General features: G+C 63.8%; 1 protein-coding gene. It reads right to left on the bottom strand.

The window, feature by feature from the left end; translation table 11 throughout:
* Positions 1-691, bottom strand: a 691-nt coding sequence (locus ACYVF3_RS32545) for a WXG100 family type VII secretion target (protein ID WP_461158120.1), incomplete at both ends; no start/stop codon positions are given.

The raw sequence follows: 691 nt of genomic DNA, 5'->3' as shown, positions 1-691 counted from the left end.
AAACCATCGCCGAGCTTCTTCAGCAGCGGGGTGAGGGCCTTCATCGCCTTGACGAGCTTCGTGGTGATGTCGGCGATCTTGGAAGCGACCTTCGCGACCTCGGCAACGACCTGCGGGACCACCCACGCCATCGCGATGCCCAGCGTGCAGATGACCTGCAACGCCCAGCTGACCAGGTGACCGACCAGCTCGGCGATGATGTCGCGGACCAGCGTCCGCACCGCAGCGACAACCTCGCCGGCCGTGCCGATGCCGTCCGCGGCTCCGTCAGCCGCCGACTTGGCCGCCGCGATCAGATTCGCCGTGTCCTCGCTGCGCGCCCGGTACGCGTCGGCGGCCTCCCCCATCCAATTCGCGACATCCGCCTTGACCAGATCCCGCATCTCGGTATTGACGGCTTCCAGCTCAACCGAAATGTTCTTCCACGTCTCCGAATGAGACTTGATCTCATCCGGATCACCGGTCAACGAATCCAACGCATCCGACACCGGACCGACGTGCTCCATCAACCAACCGACACCGGCCGCGAAGATCGCACCAAACGGATCCAACGCCATGCTCAGCGCGTCCAGACCCGTCCCCACCGCGCCCATGACGCCCGCAGCCCAATCACCCGACTCAATCGCCTTCTGCGTATCAGTAACCGACTCCGCGATCTGAATACCGCTGAACGACTTCGTCGAATCCTCGC

The organism is Saccharopolyspora tripterygii (assembly GCF_054778355.1).
This window is presented reverse-complemented; position numbering and strand designations above follow the sequence as displayed.